The organism is Acrocarpospora sp. B8E8, from assembly GCF_039871605.1.
Classification (GTDB): domain Bacteria; phylum Actinomycetota; class Actinomycetes; order Streptosporangiales; family Streptosporangiaceae; genus Acrocarpospora; species Acrocarpospora macrocephala.
Map to the genome: position 1 here is coordinate 77,124 of NZ_JBDPLV010000010.1, position 20,913 is coordinate 98,036.

The 20,913-nt window shown below is 66.8% G+C and carries 21 protein-coding genes and 1 pseudogene; 9 read left to right on the forward strand and 13 right to left on the reverse strand.

Going from position 1 to position 20,913, the window contains the following annotated elements; genetic code table 11:
• Positions 1-5: 5 nt before the first annotated feature.
• The 6 genes from ABGB08_RS11805 to sigJ all read right to left on the reverse strand — a co-directional run bounded on the left by ABGB08_RS11805 (position 6) and on the right by sigJ (position 7,593).
• Positions 6-3,362: a WD40 repeat domain-containing protein gene (locus tag ABGB08_RS11805; protein ID WP_347589324.1), complete on the reverse strand. Its 3,357-nt coding sequence runs from the start codon at positions 3,360-3,362 to the stop codon at positions 6-8.
• Positions 3,359-4,258, reverse strand: a complete 900-nt coding sequence (locus ABGB08_RS11810; protein WP_347589326.1) for a radical SAM protein — start codon at positions 4,256-4,258, stop codon at positions 3,359-3,361. The genes ABGB08_RS11805 and ABGB08_RS11810 overlap by 4 nt, the downstream gene beginning before the upstream one ends.
• A gap of 118 nt (positions 4,259-4,376) precedes the next feature.
• Positions 4,377-5,180: an effector-associated domain EAD1-containing protein gene (locus tag ABGB08_RS11815; protein ID WP_347589328.1), complete on the reverse strand. Its 804-nt coding sequence runs from the start codon at positions 5,178-5,180 to the stop codon at positions 4,377-4,379.
• Positions 5,180-5,887 carry a hypothetical protein gene (locus ABGB08_RS11820; protein WP_347589330.1) on the reverse strand — a complete coding sequence of 236 codons (708 nt, stop codon included), beginning with the start codon at positions 5,885-5,887 and terminating at the stop codon, positions 5,180-5,182. Before ABGB08_RS11820 ends, ABGB08_RS11815 begins: the two co-directional genes overlap by 1 nt.
• A gap of 341 nt (positions 5,888-6,228) precedes the next feature.
• Positions 6,229-6,669 carry a carboxymuconolactone decarboxylase family protein gene (locus ABGB08_RS11825; RefSeq protein WP_347589332.1) on the reverse strand — a complete coding sequence of 147 codons (441 nt, stop codon included), beginning with the start codon at positions 6,667-6,669 and terminating at the stop codon, positions 6,229-6,231.
• Positions 6,670-6,708: 39 nt separating this feature from the next.
• The gene (gene sigJ / locus ABGB08_RS11830; RefSeq protein WP_347589334.1) at positions 6,709-7,593 is read right to left on the reverse strand and encodes an RNA polymerase sigma factor SigJ; all 885 of its coding nucleotides are present in this window, start codon (positions 7,591-7,593) and stop codon (positions 6,709-6,711) included.
• Positions 7,594-7,670: 77 nt separating this feature from the next.
• Here sigJ and ABGB08_RS11835 point away from each other — a divergent pair, with 77 nt between their 5' ends.
• The 6 genes from ABGB08_RS11835 to ABGB08_RS11860 all read left to right on the forward strand — a co-directional run bounded on the left by ABGB08_RS11835 (position 7,671) and on the right by ABGB08_RS11860 (position 11,264).
• Complete coding sequence (locus ABGB08_RS11835; protein WP_347589336.1) at positions 7,671-8,522, forward strand: DUF72 domain-containing protein; 852 nt, start codon at positions 7,671-7,673, stop codon at positions 8,520-8,522.
• 325 nt (positions 8,523-8,847) lie between these two features.
• A complete protein-coding gene (locus tag ABGB08_RS11840) occupies positions 8,848-9,141 on the forward strand; it encodes a DUF6609 family protein (RefSeq protein ID WP_347589338.1) in 294 nt (97 codons plus the stop codon).
• A 58-nt stretch (positions 9,142-9,199) separates the two neighbouring features.
• Positions 9,200-9,520, forward strand: coding sequence for a prevent-host-death protein (locus tag ABGB08_RS11845; RefSeq protein ID WP_347589340.1), 321 nt, complete (start codon positions 9,200-9,202; stop codon positions 9,518-9,520).
• Positions 9,517-9,927, forward strand: a complete 411-nt coding sequence (locus ABGB08_RS11850) for a type II toxin-antitoxin system VapC family toxin (RefSeq protein ID WP_347589342.1) — start codon at positions 9,517-9,519, stop codon at positions 9,925-9,927. Before ABGB08_RS11845 ends, ABGB08_RS11850 begins: the two co-directional genes overlap by 4 nt.
• A gap of 115 nt (positions 9,928-10,042) precedes the next feature.
• Positions 10,043-10,708, forward strand: coding sequence for a response regulator transcription factor (locus ABGB08_RS11855; protein WP_347589344.1), 666 nt, complete (start codon positions 10,043-10,045; stop codon positions 10,706-10,708).
• 67 nt (positions 10,709-10,775) lie between these two features.
• Positions 10,776-11,264: a hypothetical protein gene (locus tag ABGB08_RS11860; RefSeq protein ID WP_347589346.1), complete on the forward strand. Its 489-nt coding sequence runs from the start codon at positions 10,776-10,778 to the stop codon at positions 11,262-11,264.
• Positions 11,265-11,938: 674 nt separating this feature from the next.
• Here the strand turns inward: ABGB08_RS11860 and ABGB08_RS11865 are convergent.
• The 5 genes and pseudogenes from ABGB08_RS11865 to ABGB08_RS11885 all read right to left on the reverse strand — a co-directional run.
• A complete protein-coding gene (locus ABGB08_RS11865; protein WP_347589348.1) occupies positions 11,939-12,979 on the reverse strand; it encodes a hypothetical protein in 1,041 nt (346 codons plus the stop codon).
• 4 nt (positions 12,980-12,983) lie between these two features.
• On the reverse strand, positions 12,984-13,568 hold the full coding sequence (locus ABGB08_RS11870; protein ID WP_347589350.1) for a hypothetical protein: 585 nt from the start codon (positions 13,566-13,568) through the stop codon (positions 12,984-12,986).
• A 221-nt stretch (positions 13,569-13,789) separates the two neighbouring features.
• The gene (locus ABGB08_RS11875; RefSeq protein ID WP_347589352.1) at positions 13,790-15,478 is read right to left on the reverse strand and encodes a cellulase family glycosylhydrolase; all 1,689 of its coding nucleotides are present in this window, start codon (positions 15,476-15,478) and stop codon (positions 13,790-13,792) included.
• A 338-nt stretch (positions 15,479-15,816) separates the two neighbouring features.
• Complete coding sequence (mmuM, locus tag ABGB08_RS11880) at positions 15,817-16,716, reverse strand: homocysteine S-methyltransferase (RefSeq protein WP_347589354.1); 900 nt, start codon at positions 16,714-16,716, stop codon at positions 15,817-15,819.
• Positions 16,694-17,179: pseudogene (locus ABGB08_RS11885) on the reverse strand (tripartite tricarboxylate transporter permease); the annotation flags it as partial. The gene mmuM and the pseudogene ABGB08_RS11885, both read right to left, overlap by 23 nt.
• A 132-nt stretch (positions 17,180-17,311) precedes the next feature.
• On the opposite strand from ABGB08_RS11885, the gene ABGB08_RS11890 reads away from it, so the two are divergent.
• The 3 genes from ABGB08_RS11890 (at position 17,312) to ABGB08_RS11900 (ending at position 18,676) form a co-directional block, all read left to right on the forward strand.
• Positions 17,312-17,437, forward strand: coding sequence for a hypothetical protein (locus ABGB08_RS11890; protein WP_347589356.1), 126 nt, complete (start codon positions 17,312-17,314; stop codon positions 17,435-17,437).
• A gap of 140 nt (positions 17,438-17,577) precedes the next feature.
• Positions 17,578-18,378 carry an IS3 family transposase gene (locus tag ABGB08_RS11895; protein WP_347589358.1) on the forward strand — a complete coding sequence of 267 codons (801 nt, stop codon included), beginning with the start codon at positions 17,578-17,580 and terminating at the stop codon, positions 18,376-18,378.
• Between the two features lie 85 nt (positions 18,379-18,463).
• The gene (locus ABGB08_RS11900) at positions 18,464-18,676 is read left to right on the forward strand and encodes a hypothetical protein (RefSeq protein ID WP_347589360.1); all 213 of its coding nucleotides are present in this window, start codon (positions 18,464-18,466) and stop codon (positions 18,674-18,676) included.
• Positions 18,677-18,783: 107 nt separating this feature from the next.
• Here the strand turns inward: ABGB08_RS11900 and ABGB08_RS11905 are convergent, their stop codons facing one another.
• Together ABGB08_RS11905 and ABGB08_RS11910 are read right to left on the reverse strand one after the other, a co-directional pair.
• A complete protein-coding gene (locus ABGB08_RS11905) occupies positions 18,784-19,329 on the reverse strand; it encodes a flavoprotein (protein WP_347589362.1) in 546 nt (181 codons plus the stop codon).
• Complete coding sequence (locus ABGB08_RS11910; protein ID WP_347589364.1) at positions 19,326-20,759, reverse strand: helix-turn-helix transcriptional regulator; 1,434 nt, start codon at positions 20,757-20,759, stop codon at positions 19,326-19,328. The genes ABGB08_RS11905 and ABGB08_RS11910 overlap by 4 nt, the downstream gene beginning before the upstream one ends.
• Positions 20,760-20,913: the final 154 nt, after the last annotated feature.

The window sequence follows — 20,913 nt, forward strand, 5'->3', positions numbered from 1 at the left end:
ACTCCTCACGGGCGTGGTCGGGTGGAGGCTTGGCGGGCCGTTCCGGGGAGCAGGAGCGCGTTGATGAGCGCGGTGAGATCGGCGCCGCCCGGACTGGGCGACAGTTCGTGGTGGTACGCGTTTCCGGCGCGCGGCCCCACCGGCTCGGCCGGGTGCCGGGTGGTGACGAAAGGGACGGACGAGCTGGCGGTGTGGCCGCGGCGTGGTGCGTGCTGGTGCAGCAGGGCCACTGTCGTTCTGGCGGTCGCCGAGGCGGTGTCGAGGGCCTTCTCCAGGGCGGGATGCGGGGCTTCGAGAGTTCTGCTCGTCCACATTCGCAGGAGTTGCTCGATTCCTGCGAGGGGCATCGGCTGGTCGGGGTCGGTCAGGGTGATCAGGATGGGTTCCAGTCCGTACGCCCAGGAGGCCACCGTGAGGGCGTGGGCGGCCAGGCGCAGGGCTTGTTCTGCTGGGCCGTACGTGGGAGGGGTGGTGTCGAGGATGAGGGTCAGCGGGCGGGGGACCGGGGGTTGGGGGGTGGTGTGGCGGCGGTAGAGCAGTTGGCTTTGCAGGCTGCGGAGGTTGAACAGGTCGACCGGGAGGGCCAGGTCGGTGTGGAGGAGGTGGGTCGGCTGGCCATGGCGGATGATGCCCGCTGTACCGGGGGTGTGCCGGAGCGTTCCACCACCGGAGCGGCGTAACCGCCGGTCAGGGGTGTGGCTTTGGTCGGCGAGCAGGCGGAGTTGGCGTTCGGTGAGGGTTGGGAGGTGCGGGACGTGGTGGTTCATCCGGAGGGGGAGCAGCGGGTCGTCCATGGCGGTCTGTGACCCGATCAGCGACAGGAGGGTGATCGTCTGTTCGGTGATTCCGTAGGCGGCGCGGCTCAGCTGGTCCAGGTCGAAGCCGGTGGCGACGGCGCGGATGGGGTCGGTGGTGAGGGCGTAGGCGAGGGCTGTCTCGATCTCGTCCGATCCGTCGGTCGGCGGGGTGAAGATCGGGCTGTGGTCGAGGGGGGCCAGGAGCAGGGCGGCGAATGCGGTGCGGGCCGCTTCCGGCCAGGCGAGGGCGCGGAGCCGGACGATGCCCGGGTGCTGCTCGAAGGCTTTGAGCTGGGGATCGTGCAGCGAGCCGATCGCGGGGGCGGTGAGGCTGATCAGATCAGCGACCAATCCGAGCGCGGGCCACAGGGCTCCTTCGCCCAGTTTGAGCAGTCCCGCTGCGATCGACCCGGGAAGGACACGCTCGATCGGCGGAGGGGGTGCTGGCTTTACCGGCTCAACCGGTGGGAGCGGTGGGGTGATCTTGACCTCGAAGCGGTCGGTGCCGCTGGATGATCTGGTCCACAGCTCGATGGTGCCGTCCGGGCGGATCTCCCAGCTGAGCGAGATGACCGGCCCGCCATATCCGGTCACCTGGGTCAGCACTTTTCCGGTATGTCCGTTGTGGACGAGGACGACGGAGTCACTGCCGCCGCTCGCGAGCAGCAGCCTGCCATCGGGAAGCGCAGCCCACGCGACCGCATTGGCGGCCTTGCTGTGCTTGGACAAGTGCGTGACCTGGTCGTTGTCGGCATCCCAGATATTGACCTCGCCGTCGACACCGCAACTCGCCAGACGCAGATCTCCATCTGGAAGCACCGCCCATGCGACCGCGTTCGGCGAGGGAGTGTGGTGCAGCGTTGCGATGGTTTCGTTCATCCAGTCGCGGATCTCGATGCCCACGCGGGGAACCGCGACGGCCAACCGAAGCTGTCCGTCGGGGAGGTTGGCCCAAGAGACCGAACTAGCCCCCATTTCATGCATAAGCCAGGGTGATTGCCGGTCGAGCGTGGAGAGTACAACGCCCGCAGTACCCACTGCGGCGAAAATGGCCTCACCATCTGGACGCGTCCCCCAGGCCACACTACGCATCTGGCCGAATGATGGCGATGCAATGGCCACCCGACTGGCATCGGTGACGTCCCATGCTTGCCTACCGTCAACCACCGCGCTCCCCGACATAAGGGGCAACCGGCTGGGTACCGCCTCAATCCCTCCAGAGCGAGGGCTGACCTTCCACACGTGCGCTCCGTCATGCGCCGCGCTTCCGACCAGAAGTCGCCCAGCGGCGTCGAGATATCCCTCTACCGACAGAACCAATCCCTCGTGGCCTTCAAGATCCATCACCCACTCGCCGGTTCGGTTGACCACGCGTATCGTGTGGTTCTTGAGCGTGGTGGCGATCAGATCGCCGGGCAGGGGCCAGGATCTGAGGTTCGGGTCCACTTCGGCGGGCAGCGGGGCAAGGTCGGCGGTGAGCGACTCGATTGGCTTGACCTTCTTGGCCGCTTTGGCCTTGCGCGGGTCAGCCGTCGAGGTGTCGATGTTCAGCGTGAAGACGTCGAGGCCGCCGGCCGCGCCGCCGGCCACCAGTCTGAGCCTGCCGTCGCGGGTGGGTCCCCAGATGACGGCGTGGAGGATGTCGCCGAGCGGGGGGCCCTCGGTCAGGCGGGCGCCGGTCTGGCCGTCCCACACCCGGACGATCTGGTCGTAACCACTCGATGCCAGCAGCGCCCGGCCGTTGGGGAGCACCGTCCACGCGACGCAGGAGACCTCCATCATGTGGCCGGTCAGCGTGTGGATCAATTCGCCGGTGAGGGGGTTCCAGACGCGTACCTTTCCGTCCTGGGCGGCGGTCGCCAGGAGCATGGTGCCGTCGGGGAGTTCCGCGAAGGCCACGTGCGACACCCAGCCGCGGTGGTCGAGCGTCTGGAGGAGCCGGCCGGTCTTGCCGTTCCACACCTTGGCGGTGCCGTCCGCGCTCGCGCTGGCCAGGAGATCACGGCACCAGGCCAGGTCGACGACCCAGTCGCGATGCCCGAGCAGGGTGGAGTCCCGGGTCAGCCCATGGGACCGGCTCAGGCGGAACAGGACCACTTCCTTGCTCAGCCCGGCGGCCGCGAACAGGGAATTCTCCGAGGAGGCGGCGACGGTCTGAATGGCCGTGCCGAGGGGGGCCGCGCGGATCTCGGGCCGCTCCGGGGAATCGCCGTGCGGGTGGAAGAGCAACGCCAGGTCGCCGTTAGCGATCATGAGATAGTCGGCGTCCGGCTTTTTCCGCCGCCACCATCGGACGACCGCGGTGGGTGTCCCCCAGCCTGACATGATCGCGCCGGTCTCCCCGTCCAGCACGTACACCGAGGCACCGTCGGAGCACGCGAGCGCCGGGCGGCCGTCCTCGAGGAACGTCCAGTCCAGGGCGCGGATCGCGGTGTCGCGGGGGAGCCAGGTTTCCTGGTCGACGAGTTCGATGGCGCCTGCCGTACCGGCGGACTGGTGCATGCCCGAGCGGCCCGCCGAGCGGGCGTGGGCGGTGGCCCAGGCGCGGAGGCGTGGGTCGGTCATGGGCGAACCTCCCAGCGACCGGGGATGTGGGCGCCGCAGTTGGGGCATTTGTCGCCGCGGAGGTGGACTTCGTGGGTCGCCCAGATTCCGCGTTCGACCAGCGTGGTCGCGCAAGCCGGGCATTCCGTTCGTCGGCCTGGCGCGCCTAGTGCCCGTTCTACGTAGACGAACCGGAGGCCAGCCTGGTGCCCGATCTTCCGGGCGGATTCGAGCATGGCGGGTGGGGTGGGTGGGTCCAGCAGCATTTTGAAGTCCGGCGTGAAGCGCAGGAGATGCCAGGGCAGGTCGGGGGAGATCGCGGCCAGCCGGTGGGCGATGGTGTCGAGTTGTTCGGGTGAGGCGGACACTCCGGGGATCAGGGGCGTACAGACCTCAACCCAGACACCGGCGGCGAGGAAACGTTCGATCGCGTCCAGAACTGGTCGGAGTGGGGCGCCTGTGAGATCCCGGTGCGAGCGGGTATCGGCCGCTTTCACGTCGATGTTGACGCCGAGCAGCACCGGGGCCACCAGGTCGATCGCCGCCGGGGTAAGGAAGCCGTTGGTCTTCCACACGATCGGCAGGCCTTGTTCCGCCAGCGCCAAGGTCAGCTCGGGCGCGAGGCCCGGTTCGGTGTAGGACAGGCCCAGCATGGCGTCGGCCGCCCGAGCCTGGGCCGCGAGTTCGGCGGGGACCGCCGCGGATCCGAGCCATGGCGCCGTAGCTTCCCGGCCGTACTGGGAGAGCCGGTGGTTGATGCAGTATCCACAGGAGAACGTGCACCCGGGACTGGCCACCGTGAGCACACGCGCGCCGGGCCGCAGATGGTAGAACGGCTTGCGTTCGATCGCGTCGACGTGGGCGACCGCCGCCGTGAACGTGGCCGTCTCCAGCACCCCGTCCCGATTTCTGCGCACTTGGCAGGGCCCGGTCTGGCCCTCGTCAAGCCCGCAGTTGTACGGACAGAGTCCACACCGGACCCGCCCCCCAGGCAGAGGCGCGGTCAGCACCGCCGGACGCCACTCGGGTTCCACGTCAGGCCCGCCCCACGAGGACGATCACGTTGTCGCGGAAGTCGCAGCTCGGCTCGTCGTCCGCGCTCGCATTCCGTACTGCTGAGGGCAGGGACGGGGTGTCCCGCAACTCCTCGTACAACCGTCCGGCGAACAGGGCGGCGCAGGCGTCGTCGATCCGGCCCCGATGCGCGACGACGACCTCGGCGACGTCCAGGAACTCCGCGGCGACCGACTCGCTCTCGCACGACTGGAGGATCAGCCCGGTCAGCCTGACCTGGTCGGCGTCGCGATAACGCGCCAGCGTGGTCACCACGTCGCGGGCCGCGACGGGTTGCCCGTCCCCGAGCGCCGACTCGAAATACAGGTATGTCCCATCCCCATGCACGGACAAATGCAGAATGTCCGGCCGCTCCGCTAGTACGGCTCGCAAATCGGACACCTGCGCCGCGAGCACCGAGGCCACCTCCAGATGACCCAGCCGAGCCGCCTTGCGGATCTCCCTGAGCTCACGGTCGGCCCGCAGCGCGTCCTCCTCATCGGGACTGGCCCCGACCAGCAGAACTCGCCGAACCCGCCCGGCGGCGAACGCGGCGTTAGCCGGGAAACTGCGGTGCGCGATCGCGAGTAGACGCCGCCGCCCTCCCGGAAACGCGCCGTTGGCCAGCACGCGGGATACTTCGCTCCAGAAGTCACCGGCGTTCAATACGGTGCTTGGAATCACCGAGTCGGGAAATCTCGCGGTCCACAGGAGTTTCTCGGCTCGTACCGTCGGATAGGCGGCGGCGAATGCCGCCACCTCGGCGTCGGAAAGCGCGTCGCTCATCAGAGATCGGCCGCGAGCCGCAGCGGAGTGGGCAGCGCCCGATATCGCCGCAAGATCGATGACCTGGTGGCCGCCGTGACCTCCACGGCCATTGTGGCCACCGCCCCGGCGTCGGCCCGGACGACCAGCACCACGCGTTGCGTCCCGGCCAAGGGCAGATTCTTGGTCCGCTTGAGCTCCCACCGGGGATCGGACCGCAGTTCCCGCGTCGCTCGCAGGAACGGGGTGCGTGAACCGGGCAGATTCCCGCCCAGCATGCCGATCGAGGCCTCGATTCCGGCCACCTTGAGCTGCGGCTTGATCTCGAACTGGACGTCCCGCTGGCTCGGATCGTCGATCCTGGCGGGCGCCATCGACCACGCGATCGGCTGGTCCGCCGGAGCCTTCGCCGCGAGATTCACCCGAAGGGTGACCGAATGCAACGGCGGCCCGTCCTGCTTCTCTACGAAGGTGACCGACAGATGGACCTCGTGATAGCGATGGTGAGCGGCCTCCTGCTCGATGTAGGCGGCGACATCGGGATAGCGTTCGGCCGTCATCGGAAAGGCCACCGGCCCGCCGAGAACAACCCGGCCCGCCAGTTCGGGCGCCTCATCCTCCGGCTCTTCTTCTTCCGCCGCCTCCGGTCCGGACGGAGCACGCACCCGGCCGTCGACAACAAAGCTGAGAGTGTGTTCCGGCAGTTCAGGAAGCTGCACGTGGGCCATTGGCGTCCTTAGCCTGTCATGAACCGAGAGTGATGATATTGTCACCCACTCGCCCGTGAATTTCACGCCATATCCATAATGGAGGGTCCGGTGGGCGGCGACCCCGGGGCTATCCCTCGGCTTCGGTAACGTCGAGGTCATGCGGCTTCATGTGGGATGGGTCAAACCGCCTTCATAGCATGCGTTCTGGCCAGCGAAGTCGCGGCGGAACGGCATGGCAAGGTGTCCGCACGGGCCATCGCCGAGATGACCAGGGCGAGGCGGGAGCCAGACGGCAACTATCCGCGGGGCTCCCGCCTTATGCCGGGGGGCTCAGCGCCCGGTGGCGTCTCCGGGAGCGATCAGGAGCGCTTGGGGGGCAGCATGTGCGTCGGTGCGCCGATGCGGTTCCATGCGTTGATGGTCGCGACCTGGGCGACCAGGTGAGCGGCCTCCTCCGGCTTGAAGTGGGCGGTGACCTCGTCCCAGACCTCGTCGGTCACGCCGCTCGGCTGTTCCGTCGCCGCCTCGGCGTACGCGAGCGCGGCGCGTTCGGCCGCTGTGTAGAGTTCGGACTCGCGCCAAGCGGAGAGCTGGAAGATCCGGTCCTGCGTCTCACCCAGGTCCAGCGCCTCGTGGGAATGCATGTCGATGCAGAACACACAGCCGTTCAGCTGCGACGCCCGGATTTTGACCAGCTCGCGCACGGTGGGGTCCAGCGGTCCCTTGCGGATCACGCCCTCGGTGTGGACCAGTGCTCGGTAGAAGTCCGGCGCGGTCTCGGAAACGTTGATGCGCGACATGGCGTCTTCCCTTCTCTCTATCGGTTTCCTTATCGGTCGTCAGGGAGACGAGACGGCCGCCGTCGGCGTGACGGCACCGTCGATGTGGGCGAGCTTGTCGGGGTTGAGCATCCGGTGGATCGTGCGGATCTGGCCGTCGCCGGCGATATCGAACGTATCCACAACGAGCAACCCGGCCCGGCGGATGAGAACCGCTGGTTCGCCGCCGACCTCCAAGATGGCCGCGACGGCGAGCGGGTTGCGGCGCCGGAGCCGGACCAGCACGGCCGCGATCCGCTCGCCGCCGATGATGGGCTTGCGGGCCGCAGAGACCTGGCCGCCGCCGTCCGTAAGGTACACGGCGTCGGGATGGAGGAGCTCGACCAGTCCTTTCAGATCACCGCCGAGGTACGCGGAGCGGAATGCCTTGACCACCCGCTCGTGCTCCGCGCGGCCGGCCCGCGGACGCTCCTTGACCGCGGTGACGCGCCGCCGCGCGCGGGAGGCGAGTTGACGGCTCGCCGCGATCGTCGTGCCGAGCACCTCGGCAATCCGCGCGTACGGCACCTCGAAGACGTCGTGCAGCACCAGCGCCACCCGCTCCTGCGGGCGCAACTCCTCCATGACCAGCAGCATCGCGGTGTTCACCAAGTCATCGACGAGCACGGGCTCGGCGGCGTCCGGACCGGTCAGCAGCGGCGCCGGCAGCCAGGGCCCGACGTAGGTCTCGCGGCGCACCCGCGCCGATCTGAGGATGTCGTACGCACGCCGCGCGGCCACGGTGACGAGCCAGGCCCGCAGGTCACGCACGTCGGACAGATCGGCCGCGGCGGCGCGCAACCACACATCCTGCTCGACATCCTCGGCGTCACTGACCGTCCCGAGCAGCCGGTACGCCACGCCGAACACCGCCGGCCGATGCTCGGCCCATTCCTCTACGGTCACCCTTTCGACGCTACACAGCACCCGCCCGGGTGTCGTCACCAGCCACCTGCGACGCCCCCTTGGGTAGCGTCGGGGCCATGCGGCTTCATGTGGGATGCGCGATGTGGACTCACGCGCCTTGGCAGGGGCGCTTCCTGCCTCATCCGCTTTCGCCCAAGGAGCGGCTGAAGGCGTACGCGACCTGGTGCGATGCGGTTGAGGGCAACACGACCTTCTATGCGACGCCCGCGAGGAGCACCGTGGAGTCGTGGTCCCAGCAGACCGCTCCGGAGTTTCGTTTCGTGGTCAAGCTGCCCAAGGTGATCACGCATGAGCGGCGGCTCGCCGATACCGACGAGGACCTCGGCTCGTTTCTGGACGCGATCGAGCCGCTCGGTCCGCGGATGCACGCGCTCTGGGTGCAGCTTCCGGGGTCGTTCGGGCCTGCCGACCTTGGCACGCTGGCGGCTTTCCTGCACCGTCTTCCGCGCTCACAGCGCTATGCCGTCGAGGTCCGCCATCGTGCTTTCTTCGATGACCCGCGGTCCGCGCAGCTTCTCGAAAAGGTGCTTGTCAACGCCAACGCGGAGTGGATTCCTTTCGATACGACGACTCTGTTCGAGAGTCCGCCGACCACTAATGCCGAACGTGAAGCCTGGATGAGGAAGCCTCGCGTGGCTCGCCGCATGCGGGCGCTTACCGACCGCCCCATCGTCCGTTATCTCGGCCGTGATTCCACAGCCCGCACAGTCGAGGGCTGGCAGCCCTGGGTCGACACTGTTATCACGTGGCTCCGCGAAGGGCGCTCGCCGACCGTGTTCATCCACACGCCCGACAACGCGGATGCCTTGATACTCGCCCGCCGCTTTCACGACGACGTACGCACCCGGCTACCTGCCCTCGACCCACTCCCCGACCCAATGCCAGCCGAACCCCCAACCCTTTTTTGATCGACCACCCCGAGACGGGGGTGACGCTGGTCGATAAGTGGCGATTTGTCCAAAACATGCCCAGTAGGCAATAATGTCGCCTCACTCCGCCGAGAGACGAGGCCATGACCGCATCGTTAGCCGCCCTGACCCATCCTTTCCCGCTGATTCGGGGCGGTGGCATCTTTCTCATCTGCGTAGGGCTCGGCTTCTTCCTCGGGCTGTTCTTCCGCGCCGGTGGATTCCCCTGGCCGCCGGCGGGTTCATCGTCGGCTTCACCGGCTCAGGACTGAGCGCACTCCTGCCCTCACTCGGCGCCCCCTCCGTTCTCAACATCGCCGCCCTCGTGGTCGCCGTCGCGTTCGAGGCAGCCGTGATCGTCTACCTGGTCAAGAAGATCGGCGACAGCGACGAGCGACGCCTAACCCTGAGCATCATGCTCGTGGTAGGCCTGCACTTCGTGATCATGGGCCTGGCCCACGGCCCACTGATCGCCGCACTGGGCATCCTGACCGCGATCAACGCCACCATCGGCCTCTTCACCAAGGCACCTATCAGGGCGTTCTTCCTGTCGGACAGCCTCCTGAAGATCGCGTTCGGCGTGTGGATGCTGGCCTTCTATCCCGCGTACACATTCTGACCGCGCATCTTGTGCTACCACGTGGCACTTGATGGCACATCCGCTGTAAACTTGAGGAGTGAGTACTCCCGAACCCGACCCCTCGCACCAGATCTCCCAGCGCGACCTTCGCAACCGGTCAGCCGAGATCATGGACGGCTTGGAACGGGGAGAGCGATACGCCGTAACCCGCAATGGGCACCACATCGGCGACCTGGTGCCCATCCGTCGTCGGCGCCGGGCTGTCACTCGGGCAGAGTTCGCGGCCGTTTCCCGAGGTATGCCTCGTCTGGACGACAGGAAGTATCGCGAAGACATGGATCACCACGTCAACGACGATCTCTACGATCCTTACGACCGCGCCTACGGCAGAGGTGAGTTCGCGCAGGACGACGAATGACCCACACGCAAGGATTGCTCGATACCAACATCCTCATCCTGCGCGCGGGCATCGACCCTGACGAACTGCCTGACGAGATGATGATCAGCGCCATCACCACGGCAGAACTTTCCGTCGGCGTGCTGGTGACGAGCGGACCACAGGAACTCGCCCAGCGGATGAAGATCCTGCAGACCGTTGAGGCCGAGTTCGATCCCCTGCCCTTCGACGACACCGCCGCCCGCGAGTACGGCCAGTTGTGGACCGCTGTCATCGCTTCGGGCCGCAAACCTCGCCCCCGAACAGCGGACCTGATGATCGCCTGCGTGGCCATCGCCAACCGGCTACCCCTCTACACCTGCAACCCGAAGGACTTCAAGGGCCTCGACCACCTCCTCACCGTGGTCCCGGTCACCCGCCCACAATGAGGCATCCCGTACGAGACCTTGCCCTAGCTGACAATGGCTGCCCCCTGGACTGTGGCGTGCGGGTCGGTGGGTTGGGAGACTGCGGGCGTGTGCGGCGCATTTGTCGGCCGACGCCGTGAACTGGCCGAGCATCGGCGCACTGCCGATCAACCAGCGCTGGACGACGATCGTCACCTCCACCGGGGAGCTCGCGGCCGCCCTGGGCGATCGGGACACGGCCGCGTTGTGTTATCGGCTGCTCCTGCCGTACGGCGGGTATTACGACAATCAGGCCGCCGCCTGTAATGGCGCGATTGCCCGTACTCTCGGCATCCTCGCCGCCGCGACCGACCGGCTTGACGACGCCGACCGGCACCTCGCTACCGCGGCGACGATGGAACGCCGCATCGCCGCGCTGCCGCACCTGGCGCTGGCCCAGCTCGCGCACGCGCAGACGCTGCTCGCCCGCGGCGCGACCGGGGACCGTACACGCGCTCTGGATCTCGCCGAGCAGGCGGCGCTCACCGCCCGCCGCCTGCGCATGGCACCAGCGGCAAGGACGGCCGCTCGGCTGGCTGACGAGCTCGCCGGAGTCCGCGGCGGCCCGGCTGCGCTCACCAAGCGGGAGCGAGAGATCACCGCACTGGTCGCGGCCGGGCTGGCCAACCGAGAGATCGCCGAGCGGCTCGTCGTGTCGGAGCGCACCGTCGAGACCCACGTCAGCCATGTCCTCGGCAAGCTCGGGCTGGCCAACCGTACCCAGCTGACCGCCTGGGCCTTGCGCGCCGGGATACGTGGCTGACCTCCGTACCAGTACCGAGGTGAGTCCGCCCTGTCCCGGCGAGGATCGCCTTATGGAGATGACCCGCATGTACGCAACGTTCCACGACACCGCCCCATCCGCGCCCGCGGAGCGCTACCTGCTCCAGCATGTCGGGGACGGGCGACAGATCACGATTACCCTCTCCGAGGAGAGCGTCGGCAGTGCCGATGAGGTCTACGAGGTGCTCGACGACTGGTACGGCCCGGCGGCCGAGCAGGCAGCCCACGCCGCGTCCGTCGCTGTCTTCGAAGGGCCCGTGAGTGCCGCCCGCTTCGAGGCCGGTATGCGTGACCACGAGAAGCGGTTGAAGCCGGCAGGCGCGACAGCCGAGGGATTCATTCGCGGACTCCTCCTCTGGCAGCCGAACGCCAGGTCGATCCGCATGGTTGCCCTGGCCACGTCCATGGAGACGCTGGAAGCCGGCTCCCGGACGGTCCACACCACGCCGCTTCCTCCGGGTGAGGATCCGGCCCTGCTCATAACACCGGACCGGGTCGAGGTCTGCCGAGTTCTCGATCACGTCCCCGAACCGTGAACCCGGCGGTCACCCCGGCCATGCTGCGGTGACGCCCTTCGGCGTACGCCGTCTGATGTCGCAGTACTACCTCGGCCGCCACACCACACGCTCTCAGAGATCACCAACAGTTTCATCGCGATTAGTATGCACGTTCGATATCGAGGGATAGCTGTGCGGTCGGCGACCTGGTACTAGTCTGGCCACCTGGCTCGTTGGGACAGCAGGGAACGTGCCGCGCTGGTCGCGGCACTACACCGTGCGCCCTCGGAGAGGGACCAGCGGGAGCTCGTCCAGCGCGTCACCGAAGAAGGGCACCACATGGTCGTCCTGGAGGACACTCGGGTTCAGGGAGGCCACGCCCAATCGGCTGCCTCCACCGTCCTCAAAGCCGGTGCGGCAGAGGTGACAATCGTGGTCATCGCCCGTCGGATATGTGACCAGTCTGCTCGGTCACTCATCGAACAAGCCTGAAGGACTCACTCCGCCAGACACGGGAATACGGATTGGACATCTGCCCCGTCACCGGTCGCGCATGCCCACCATCTTAAGATCAAACAGTGTTGTCGATCATTGTCGCTCGCTCTTCCTGTTCTGCCAATCGAAGTACGGCGCCATGGTTCCGAAGCTCTCGTGGCGGCGTCGTCGTGTGCACCCCTGTCTCGGTGAAGAAACTCCAGGCCGTTGGCATCGGATTATTGGGCCATGCGGCGCCAGCGGCGCGAGCGACGTACGGCGAGGACCAGGAGGGCGACCGCCACCAGCGACCCGATGATGACGAGAGCCCGCGGTAGGAACGAGTCTAGGAGGGCTGGCAGGCCCCAGGTCGCAGGCTTCTCTGGAAAGGTGAGCGTGCCGGTGACCGTGTGGTGGACCCGGCCGCTTTCCAGCATGAGTTTGACCTGCCATGGACCGTCAGGCAACCGGTCGTCGAGCATGACCATGACGGGCGCGCTGTAGCCGGGTGCAAGCGTCGTACCTACCTGCGCGCGGAATGGTCCGGCATTGAGCCCACCCGGCCCGTCGGACAACCACATCTGTCCGCCCAGGTCGAGGGCACGTTCCCCCGTGTTGTTGACCGTTGCCTTCACCACTGGCATGCCGACCTCGGTACGGCCGGGTGTCAGTTGCTCGATGCGGAAGTCCGATGGTGGATCACCGCCTGGCCCGATGTCGAGATAGACCCTTATTCCTACCCGGTTGATCAACTGAATATTTCCGGCAGACCCTGGCTTAACGGAGGGGGAGGCCACCTCGGCCCAGATGGCGCCGTACCGTTCTCCTTCGGATGCGGATTTCGGGATGCTGATCTTCGCGTTCAGTTGGATACGGCTGTTTGGCGGCGCGATAAGCTCGGAGCGGTCGATAGATATCCACGAACCCAGCTCGTTGGCATTGCGATTTGCCGCCGGCACGAACGTGTTGTGGCGAATCTCCGCTGCGCCTGGGTAAAGCTTGATGCGCTGGGATCTGCTGGAGGTATTCTTGATCTCGAATCGCCGGGAGACCCTCGTGCCGGGGTTGATGTGGTCGACGATATAGAGGTAAGCGCGAGGGTCGTTCTTACGATTAGATGAGGCTTCGAGCAACTTGATGCCGATGCTGCCGTCGGGCTCCCGGTGGCTCGGATACGAAGTACCCGAGCCACCTTCTGCGAGCGCCGAGACGCCCAACGCTCCATGCAGCAGAAGACAAAGGACCCCAATGGAGGTGAGCAGCTTGGAACGCAGTGTCACGTGGCTACACCACTGTGTGGGCGATCGTGCCGGTGTACTGGCCCGACACGTTGCTGAGGGCCAGTGCTGCCGTGATGTACGGGTTCCAGGTCGCGGAGTTGTTGCCGGTGCCACCTGTGTGGCCGTATGCGGTGCGCGAGGCAGCCAGCGTCTGCCCCTGCGGGGTGGTAGGTGGTTCGGTGAACGTACCCGGCTGGCCGGCTGTGAAGGTTCCGTCGCCGGTCGTGGCCGTGGCATTACCTGAGAAGTAGTACACGCTGGTCTCGGGAATGACCTCGCCCGCGCCGTCGCCGCCGGCGGTCGTAAAGCCCGTCGTCCCGGTCATGTCCACGCTAGCCGTCCAGGCGGGAGTGGCCGACGCGCGCTCGTCGTTCACCGTGATCGCCCCCAGCTGTCCGTAGGCGTTTTCGCCTGGCGCTGCGTCGTTGGCGAGGTCGGCTGTATCGGGCACGGTGATGTCCAGCACGCCCGCAGTCACGTCGAACGTGGTCGTGGTGCTGCACGCCGTGCTCGCGGCGCACGTGTCCGCGTGGGCGGGCGTTGAGGTCAGCACCCCCGCCCCGAGCGCGATTGCTCCTATCAGTCCCATCAAACGGGTGCTAATGAAATGCCTGCTCATTCCCCTGGATTCCCCCGAAATAGCTTATTCTTGGACTCCGAACCATTTGGATCAAAGTCATCAGCACGCTAACAGCGCAGGAAGCTAACCTCTGCGACCATTCGGTCAAGTGCCGATCAAGAAATCCGGGTAGTTCGCGCGAGGGCGCATCCGCCGAGAGGCGCCCTCGCGCGTTCCGTGGGACTTCTTGATCAGAAGTCGTCGGCGGTGCGGATCCGGTCGCGGACCCAGACGCCGGCCTCCTTCAACCTGCTCGTCCCCGCGTAGGGGCCGTTCGGGCAGGTGCCGGTGGTGAAGGCCGCGCCGGTGCGGAAGTCGTCGGAGTAGTTCCAGCTCACCCAGCTGATCTTCTTCTGGGCCATCAGATCGATGTACTGCTGGGACCTGGTGAGGTTGTTGGCGCCGTCGCCGGAGGCAGTCTGGGTGCCGAACTCGCTCACGAACATGGGCAGGAGGTCGGCCGCGCGGGACAGCGCGTTCAGGTACGCGGTGCCGTGCGAGGCCGCGTAGAAGTGGAAGGTGTACATGATGTTCGTCCCGCTGACCGGGTTGCTGCGGATGGTGTCGGTCTGGTCGCCGGGACCGGAGACGCCGAGCGAGGACCAGGCGGGAGTGCCGACCAGGATCGGGGCGTCGGGGTCGTACTGGCGGATCACCGGGACGAGCTGGTTGGCGTAGTTGCGGATGACGGACCAGGTGACGGAGTCGCCGTTCGGCTCGTTGGCGATCTCGTAGAGCACGTTCTTCTTGGCGTTGTGCCGCTGGGCGATCTCGGTGAAGAACGTCCTGGCCCGGCTGAGGTTGTAGTTCGGGTCGCCGGGGGTGAGCATGTGCCAGTCCACCAGGGCGTACATGCCGCGCGCGGTGGCCATCTCGATCAACTGGTGAACCCGGTCGGTGAACGCCCGGGGGTTGGTCTCGTAGCCGCCTTCCTGGATGTACATCGAGATCCGGAGGATGTCGGCCTTCCAGTCATTGGCCAGGGCGTCAAGCGAGGCGTTGTTGAGACACTGGTCGTACCACTGGATGCCGTGGCTACTCATGCCGCGCAGCTGGATCTGCTTGCCGGCCTCGTTGCACAGCTTGGTGCCACACACCCGGAGCTGCCCGTTGGCCGCGGCCGGGGTGCTTCCGCCGCCACTTCCGGTCTGTACGGTGACCGCGGTGCTGGCCCCCGAACGATTGCCGGCGGCGTCACGGGCACGGACGGTGTACGTGTAGGACGTGGCGGCGGTCAGGCCGGTGTCGGTGTGGCTGGTGCCGGTGACCGTGGCCACCTGGGTGCCGCCCCGGTAGACCTCGTAGCCGGTGACGCCGACGTTGTCGGTGGCGGCGTTCCAGGCGAGCGACACGCTGCTGGAGGTCGTGCCCGTCGAGCGCAGGTTGCCGGGCACGCTGGGGGCAGTGGTGTCATCGCCACCCCCGGCTGGAGTGCCGTAGACGTCGAACTCCCACAGGGAGTAGCCCCACTCGGTGCCCCGCGCGGTGCCGTACACCCGCACATAGCGGCCGGTCCCCGAGACGGTCTGGTCGTCGACGGCGCCGTCGGCCGAGCCGGTGGAATAGACGCTGGTCCAGCTGCTGCCGTTGGGGGAGACCTCGATCCGGTACGCCGAACCGTAGGCCACCTCCCAGTTCAACCGCACCCGGGAAATCGAGTACGAGCCGCCCAGGTCGATCCGAATCCACTGCGGGTCTATACCCTCAGCCGAAGCCCAACGGCTGGCGGTGTTCCCATCCACCGCCAAGCCTGCCTCGAATCCCGCGCCCTCGATCGACGAGGCCGTGGCGGGCTTTCCTCTGGAGATGAGCTGGACGGGCGCGGTGATCGCGGCGCTGACGCCCAGCGCGCGAGCGGCGGTCGCTGGGGTCGCGATCATGGATGGTACGGCGAACGTGAGCACTGTTACAGCGGCCGCCACAAGCGAGCGGCGGCGTCTGGGGCGGTCTTGCGTGGGGGGCGGTGGGTGCTCCGCACGTAACATTGGCGCTCCTGACGAGAGGTAAAGGACGGATCGTTAGGAAGGTTTCCTAATTTGACCGGGAGCGTAAAGGACCATGAATCGTTGCGCAAGGCCCAGTCGCTCGCGAAACGACATGAACCCTGGACTCCCCTCGGCAACGAGCTGTTCCTGGAGCGTGACCAGCCCGGACGGACAGCGTGTGCGGCGGAGTCGGGCTCGGCGACCGAACGGGCGCTGCGCTTTCTCGGCCGGGTTCAGGGGCGGGTGTATTGGATAGCGATTTCCGCGATATCGGCGGGACTCACCCGGCAGCATCCGCCCACGATCCGCGCTCCGGCGGCCACCCAGTGCCGGGCTTGCTCGGCGGAGTAGCGCGATGCTCCTGCCCACGTCTTCCGCTGCGCGTCCCAACCCTCGCCGCTGTTCGGATAGACGATCACCGGTTTTCCGGTGATCTCGCGCGCGACGGCGATGGCCTGCGGCACATCGGACGGCGCACAGCAGTTGACGCCCACAGCCACGACCTCCGGCACATCCCTGGCGACCGCGAACGCCTGGGCCATGGGTTGCCCGGCACGAGTGCGATCCCCATCAACGCTGTACGTCAACCACGCCGGCACTCCCATCCTGGAAACCACCGTCATCAGCGCCTCCGCCTCATCGATGTCCGGCACCGTTTCCAACGCCAGCACGTCCGGCTTCGCATCGACCAACACCTCCACCCGGGGTTGGTGCCACGCCACCAACTCGGCCACGCTCAGCCCGTAGCGCCCCCGATACTCCGACCCATCCGCCAAAGCCGCCCCATAAGGCCCGACAGAAGCCGCCACCCACCGCTCCCGCCCGTCACCGGCCATCTCGGCACGAGCAGCCTGCGCCAACTCGACACTCCGTCGTATCAACCGCACAGCGTCCTTCCGCCCGATCCCCCGCGCCGCGAACCCATCGAACGAAGCTTGATAACTCGCCGTCGTGGCGATCACGGCACCCGCGCCAAAAAACGTCAGGTGAGCCGCTTTGATCTCCTCGGGTGCGTCTACCAGCAACCGCGCCGACCACAACGGGTCCGAAAGATCATGCCCACGCGCCTCAAGCTCAGTCGCCAAACCACCATCAGTGATCAACAAGGTCTCACCTGGCGTGAAAGTCCCCATATCGCCACCCTAGGTCTGTGCAGCTAGGTCGCCTCGCGTTCGCCGAGCGTGTCCAGGTGGAGGCGAGTCCAGATGGAACGGGATGGAACGCAGAAGAGGTAGCTGGAACAGCGACCTCGGGTCGCAGGATCTCGGCCACCCCGAACATGCCGACGGCGACCGACACGAAGTCGATGCCGCCGTACAGCTCGCGCTGGTCGAACACGAACCGGGGCGTACCGGTGTAGATGTCCTGGCCGACCGCGCCGAACAGGACGCCGAGCGCGATCATCGCCAGTGCCTTGAGCGCCGTGCCACGCGCCAGCGCGATCGACACGACCAGACCGAGCACCACCAGCGAGAAGTATTCGGCCGGCCCGAACTGCAACGCGACGCGGGCCAACGGTGGGGCCGCGACGGCCAGGACGACGGTGGCCACCGTACCCGCGATGAAGGACCCGACCGCGGCGGCGGCCAGGCCGCGCCGGCCCGGCCCTGCCGGGCCATCTCGTGTCCGTCCAGCGCGGTGACCGCCGCCGACGACTCACCGGGCAGGTTGATCAGGATGGCGGTCGTCGAGCCGCCGTACTGTGCGCCGTAATAGATGCCGGCCAGCATGATCAGCGCCGTCACCGGCTCGAAGTTGAACGTGATCGGCAGCAGCATCGCCACCGTCGCCGTCGGCCCGATGCCGGGCAGCACGCCGACCGCCGTCCCGAGCAGCACTCCCACGAAGCAGTAGAGGACATTCTGGAGCAGGAGGGCGGTCGAGAAGCCCAGCGCGAGGTTGTCGAGAAGTTCCATGCCTCAATCCGGATGCCGCGTCAGAACCCTAGCCACGGACCCCAGAGCGGGATCCGCAGCTGAAGCCCGACGACGAAGATGAGCGTGCTGGCAACGGTCCAGCCCGGCGGTCACAGCCACGGCCGCGAGCAGCCGTACGCGCGCGCTGGCCAGCGTGGTGAGCAGGGCGGTCACCGCGGACGTGGGGACGAAGCCGAGGCCCCGGACGGTGAAGCCGAAGAACAGGACCGCGAGCACGATGAGGGCGACGGCACGCCAGGGGACCAGTCCGAACGAGACCATCTCAGAAGACCGAGTACGGCATCGACCACGTCACCTCCTGCCGGGCGTTGGGGGTGTCGCAAGTGGTTCTACAAGTGGAAGAACCGCATCGGACAGGAAACGCCAACCGCCCGGGAATGTCGGCGGGCCGACCTGGAAGCGCGGACCACCCGCCTGTTTGAGGCCTCTGGCGGCACCTACGGCTCGCCGCAGATCACCCGTGACCTGCACGAGGCGGGCTGGCGGATGTCGGAGAACACGGTCGCGGCGTGGATGGCCGAGCTCGGCCTCATCGCCCGGCAACGAGGCAAGCCTCCGTCACTGACCTGCCAAGGCAAGCGGCACGCCGCCCCGGACCTGGTCCGGCGTAAGTTCACCGCGCCTGCTCCGGACGTGCTGTGGTGCGGCGATGTGACCATGATCGACACCGACGAGGGCAACCTGTACCTGGCCACGGTCGAGGACTTGTTCTCCCGCCGGCTGCTCGGCTACGCCATGTCGCAACACCACAATGCCGCGCTGACCTGCGCTACAACTTTGGTTCACATTCGCAATCCAGGCGATGACACCCCAGGTCCGACTTTGGCAGAAGCGATCAACCGCTCCGACCAGCCCTGAATCTGGATGAGTAAGACGTCTCAGATGGGCGTCTATCGTGCGTTCGCTATGGGAGGCGAGCGCCTCTCAGTTCTCAGGAGACTGGATGTACCTACTAACTGTCCGCGCTGCAGTAGTCGTCATCGCTGCCTCGGTCGTCGCGGCAATCACCGTCGCGCTCGTCCTTTCCACAGGCAGCTCCTGGCAGCTTGCAGTTCTGACGGGCGCGTCGGCGTTCGCCTTCAGCGTGCATTTCTTCAATGGCATCATCCCGCCTGGCGATGAGGAGAACTCCCGCTCGAAGTCGGAGCCTCGCTAAGACGAACCCACGAAGCCGAACAACCGTGGCCCGAGCACGGCCATGCGCGAGAACGGCCGCAGGCCACACGCGCAGCGCATGGCCGAGCGCAGGGCCATCTTGATCCTCTATGAGCGCAATTCGGCAAGAACCTTGAGCGTCTGTTCCCACGGGTAAGCGTCCAGACGATCGCCGCCTGAGCTGGGCGGATGAGGCTGGAACTGCCCTGGGCCGAGGAGGATGTGTACGCCTTCGGTCCGCAGGGTGTCCACGGCGTGCTGGAAGGGTGTGCGTTGGGCGAGTGCGCTGTTGACGAAGGGCAGGATGATCACGGGGATGCCTAGGCCGGGGGCTTCGGCGAGGAGGCCGAGGGCGTAGGTGTCGGCGATTCCCTGGGCGAATTTGTTGATGGTGTTGTAGGTGGCGGGGGCGACGATGATGGCGTCGGCTCTAGGGGATTTGGGTTCGCCTGGCGTGCGGTACTGGCTGCGGACGGGGCGGCCGGTCTGCTCCTCTAACTGCTGGACGTCGATGAAGGTCAGCGCGGGTGGAGTGGCAATGATCTGGACAGTCCACTGCTGGCGTTGGGCCATGGTGACGAGTTTGCCGACGTCTGCGGCGGGGCCGGCGGCGCACACGATGATATAGAGGACCTTGCCGGGTGAGGTGGTCACGGGGTGACTCCGAGGGCTTCGGCGTATTCGCGGGTTTCCCGGCGGGTGCTGATCGGTGCGGTTTCGATGAGGTCGCGGACCAGGCGCAGGGTGGCCGGTCGGCCGGTGATCTCTTCGGGGGCTATCTGCCCAGCTGCCCGCAGAACGTGGAGGGCTTGTTCGTGCTTGCCCCACATGAGGAACGCGCGGCTGGCGTCCAGGAGAAGCGTGGCCTTGCGCTCGTTGATCGGCAAAGCGTCGATGTCAACGCGGCGGGCGGCTTCGATGGCGGTTCCGGCGTCGCCCATGCTGAGGGCGATGTTCACCCGGTGGCACAGCACGTTGCCGGAGCCGAACGCGGTCCACATGTGGTTGCCTTCGTGCTCGAGACGTTGCCCGGCCTGGTCGGCTTCGTCCAGGAGTTCGGCGGTGGTGGTGCGGTTGCCGTGCTGGGCGGCGGCGATGGCTCCCCGGAGCAGCAGGGAGCCGTAGACCGACAGGTCGTTGGGGGTCGGCTGGGTGAAGGTGGCGGCCATGCGTTCCGCGGCTGTCGCTGCGTTGGTGTAGGCGGCGCGGTGGTGGGTGCCGTCCATGAGGGCGTGGGTGATGATCCGGGCGCTGGAGGCGATCATGAGCGGGCTCTCGGACGCATGGGCAGCTTGTAGGCTCCGGTCTGCGGCTAGCCAGGCCAGGCCCTTGTCGTCCTGTTTGAGCAGGATCGATGCGGCCACGTGGTGCGCTTCCGCCGAGAACGCGTGAACCCGTCGCCGTTGATCGCCGTCCATCACGCTGGGAGCGATGCGCAGCGTGCGGAGGAGCGGCGGGAGAAGGGCGAGGACTTCGGTGTAGTAGCACGCCTGGTATGCCTGTTTGGCCGCTGCCACCACACGGGCAAGAGCCTCGATGTCCGGCGCTTCGTTGAGGAGCGTGGGAGATGGTTCGGTCAGGATGGCCGCCAGGTCGTCGATGCTGCTTGATTCCGGTTGGGGGTCTTGACCGATGGGGCCACGTCCGATGACCGCGTTGAACAGGGCGGCTCCGGTGAGACCAACGAATTGACGGCGTCGCACAGATTCCCCCTCGTCTGAGGCCCGGACCACCTCCACGTTAGAAGTTGCCTGCTGGGGGGCGAATCCCTGGGCGTCATCCTTTCGTGGGATATGCAGGGCGGTGACGTTGCGAGGGGCCAGGCCGAGGGCTATGCGGGCTGGGTCGGGCATGGACAAGCCGTTTGCGATGCGTTCGATGACCTCAAAGACGACGACCTTCTGGCGGCCGTTCATGATGTCGCTGACCTTGCCCTGGGACAGGTTGGTATGGCTGCCGATGGTGGTCTGGGAGCGTCCGGCGTACTGGCGCAGGAGATGAAACAGGCGGCCGATGTCGCGGGCGCGCAGGGCGGCGATCGTGTCGGGGCGCTCCCACAGTGAATCGGGGATGTCGGGCTTCACGGGGATGGTCTTCCCTTCGTGTTCGACGGGCCGGGGTGTGGGCGCCGGTCCCATCGTGCAGCGCCGGTAGCCGACCCCGTCAAGGGATATCGGGGCGGGATGGGAGCGCCGTAAGGAACTGGCCAGGCTGGATGCATGATCAGCCACGACACCA

Coding starts and splice junctions, on each gene's coding strand:
- ABGB08_RS11860 (WP_347589346.1), top strand. CDS start 10,776: ATGTACGCAACGTTCCACGACACCGCCCCATCCGCGCCCGCGGAGCGC.
- ABGB08_RS11850 (WP_347589342.1), top strand. CDS start 9,517: ATGACCCACACGCAAGGATTGCTCGATACCAACATCCTCATCCTGCGC.
- ABGB08_RS11825 (WP_347589332.1), bottom strand. CDS start 6,669: ATGTCGCGCATCAACGTTTCCGAGACCGCGCCGGACTTCTACCGAGCA.
- ABGB08_RS11805 (WP_347589324.1), bottom strand. CDS start 3,362: ATGACCGACCCACGCCTCCGCGCCTGGGCCACCGCCCACGCCCGCTCG.
- ABGB08_RS11835 (WP_347589336.1), top strand. CDS start 7,671: ATGCGGCTTCATGTGGGATGCGCGATGTGGACTCACGCGCCTTGGCAG.
- ABGB08_RS11815 (WP_347589328.1), bottom strand. CDS start 5,180: ATGAGCGACGCGCTTTCCGACGCCGAGGTGGCGGCATTCGCCGCCGCC.
- ABGB08_RS11890 (WP_347589356.1), top strand. CDS start 17,312: ATGATCAGCGCCGTCACCGGCTCGAAGTTGAACGTGATCGGCAGCAGC.
- ABGB08_RS11875 (WP_347589352.1), bottom strand. CDS start 15,478: ATGATCGCGACCCCAGCGACCGCCGCTCGCGCGCTGGGCGTCAGCGCC.
- ABGB08_RS11870 (WP_347589350.1), bottom strand. CDS start 13,568: ATGGGACTGATAGGAGCAATCGCGCTCGGGGCGGGGGTGCTGACCTCA.
- ABGB08_RS11900 (WP_347589360.1), top strand. CDS start 18,464: ATGTACCTACTAACTGTCCGCGCTGCAGTAGTCGTCATCGCTGCCTCG.
- ABGB08_RS11820 (WP_347589330.1), bottom strand. CDS start 5,887: ATGGCCCACGTGCAGCTTCCTGAACTGCCGGAACACACTCTCAGCTTT.
- ABGB08_RS11895 (WP_347589358.1), top strand. CDS start 17,578: ATGAGCGTGCTGGCAACGGTCCAGCCCGGCGGTCACAGCCACGGCCGC.
- mmuM (WP_347589354.1), bottom strand. CDS start 16,716: ATGGGGACTTTCACGCCAGGTGAGACCTTGTTGATCACTGATGGTGGT.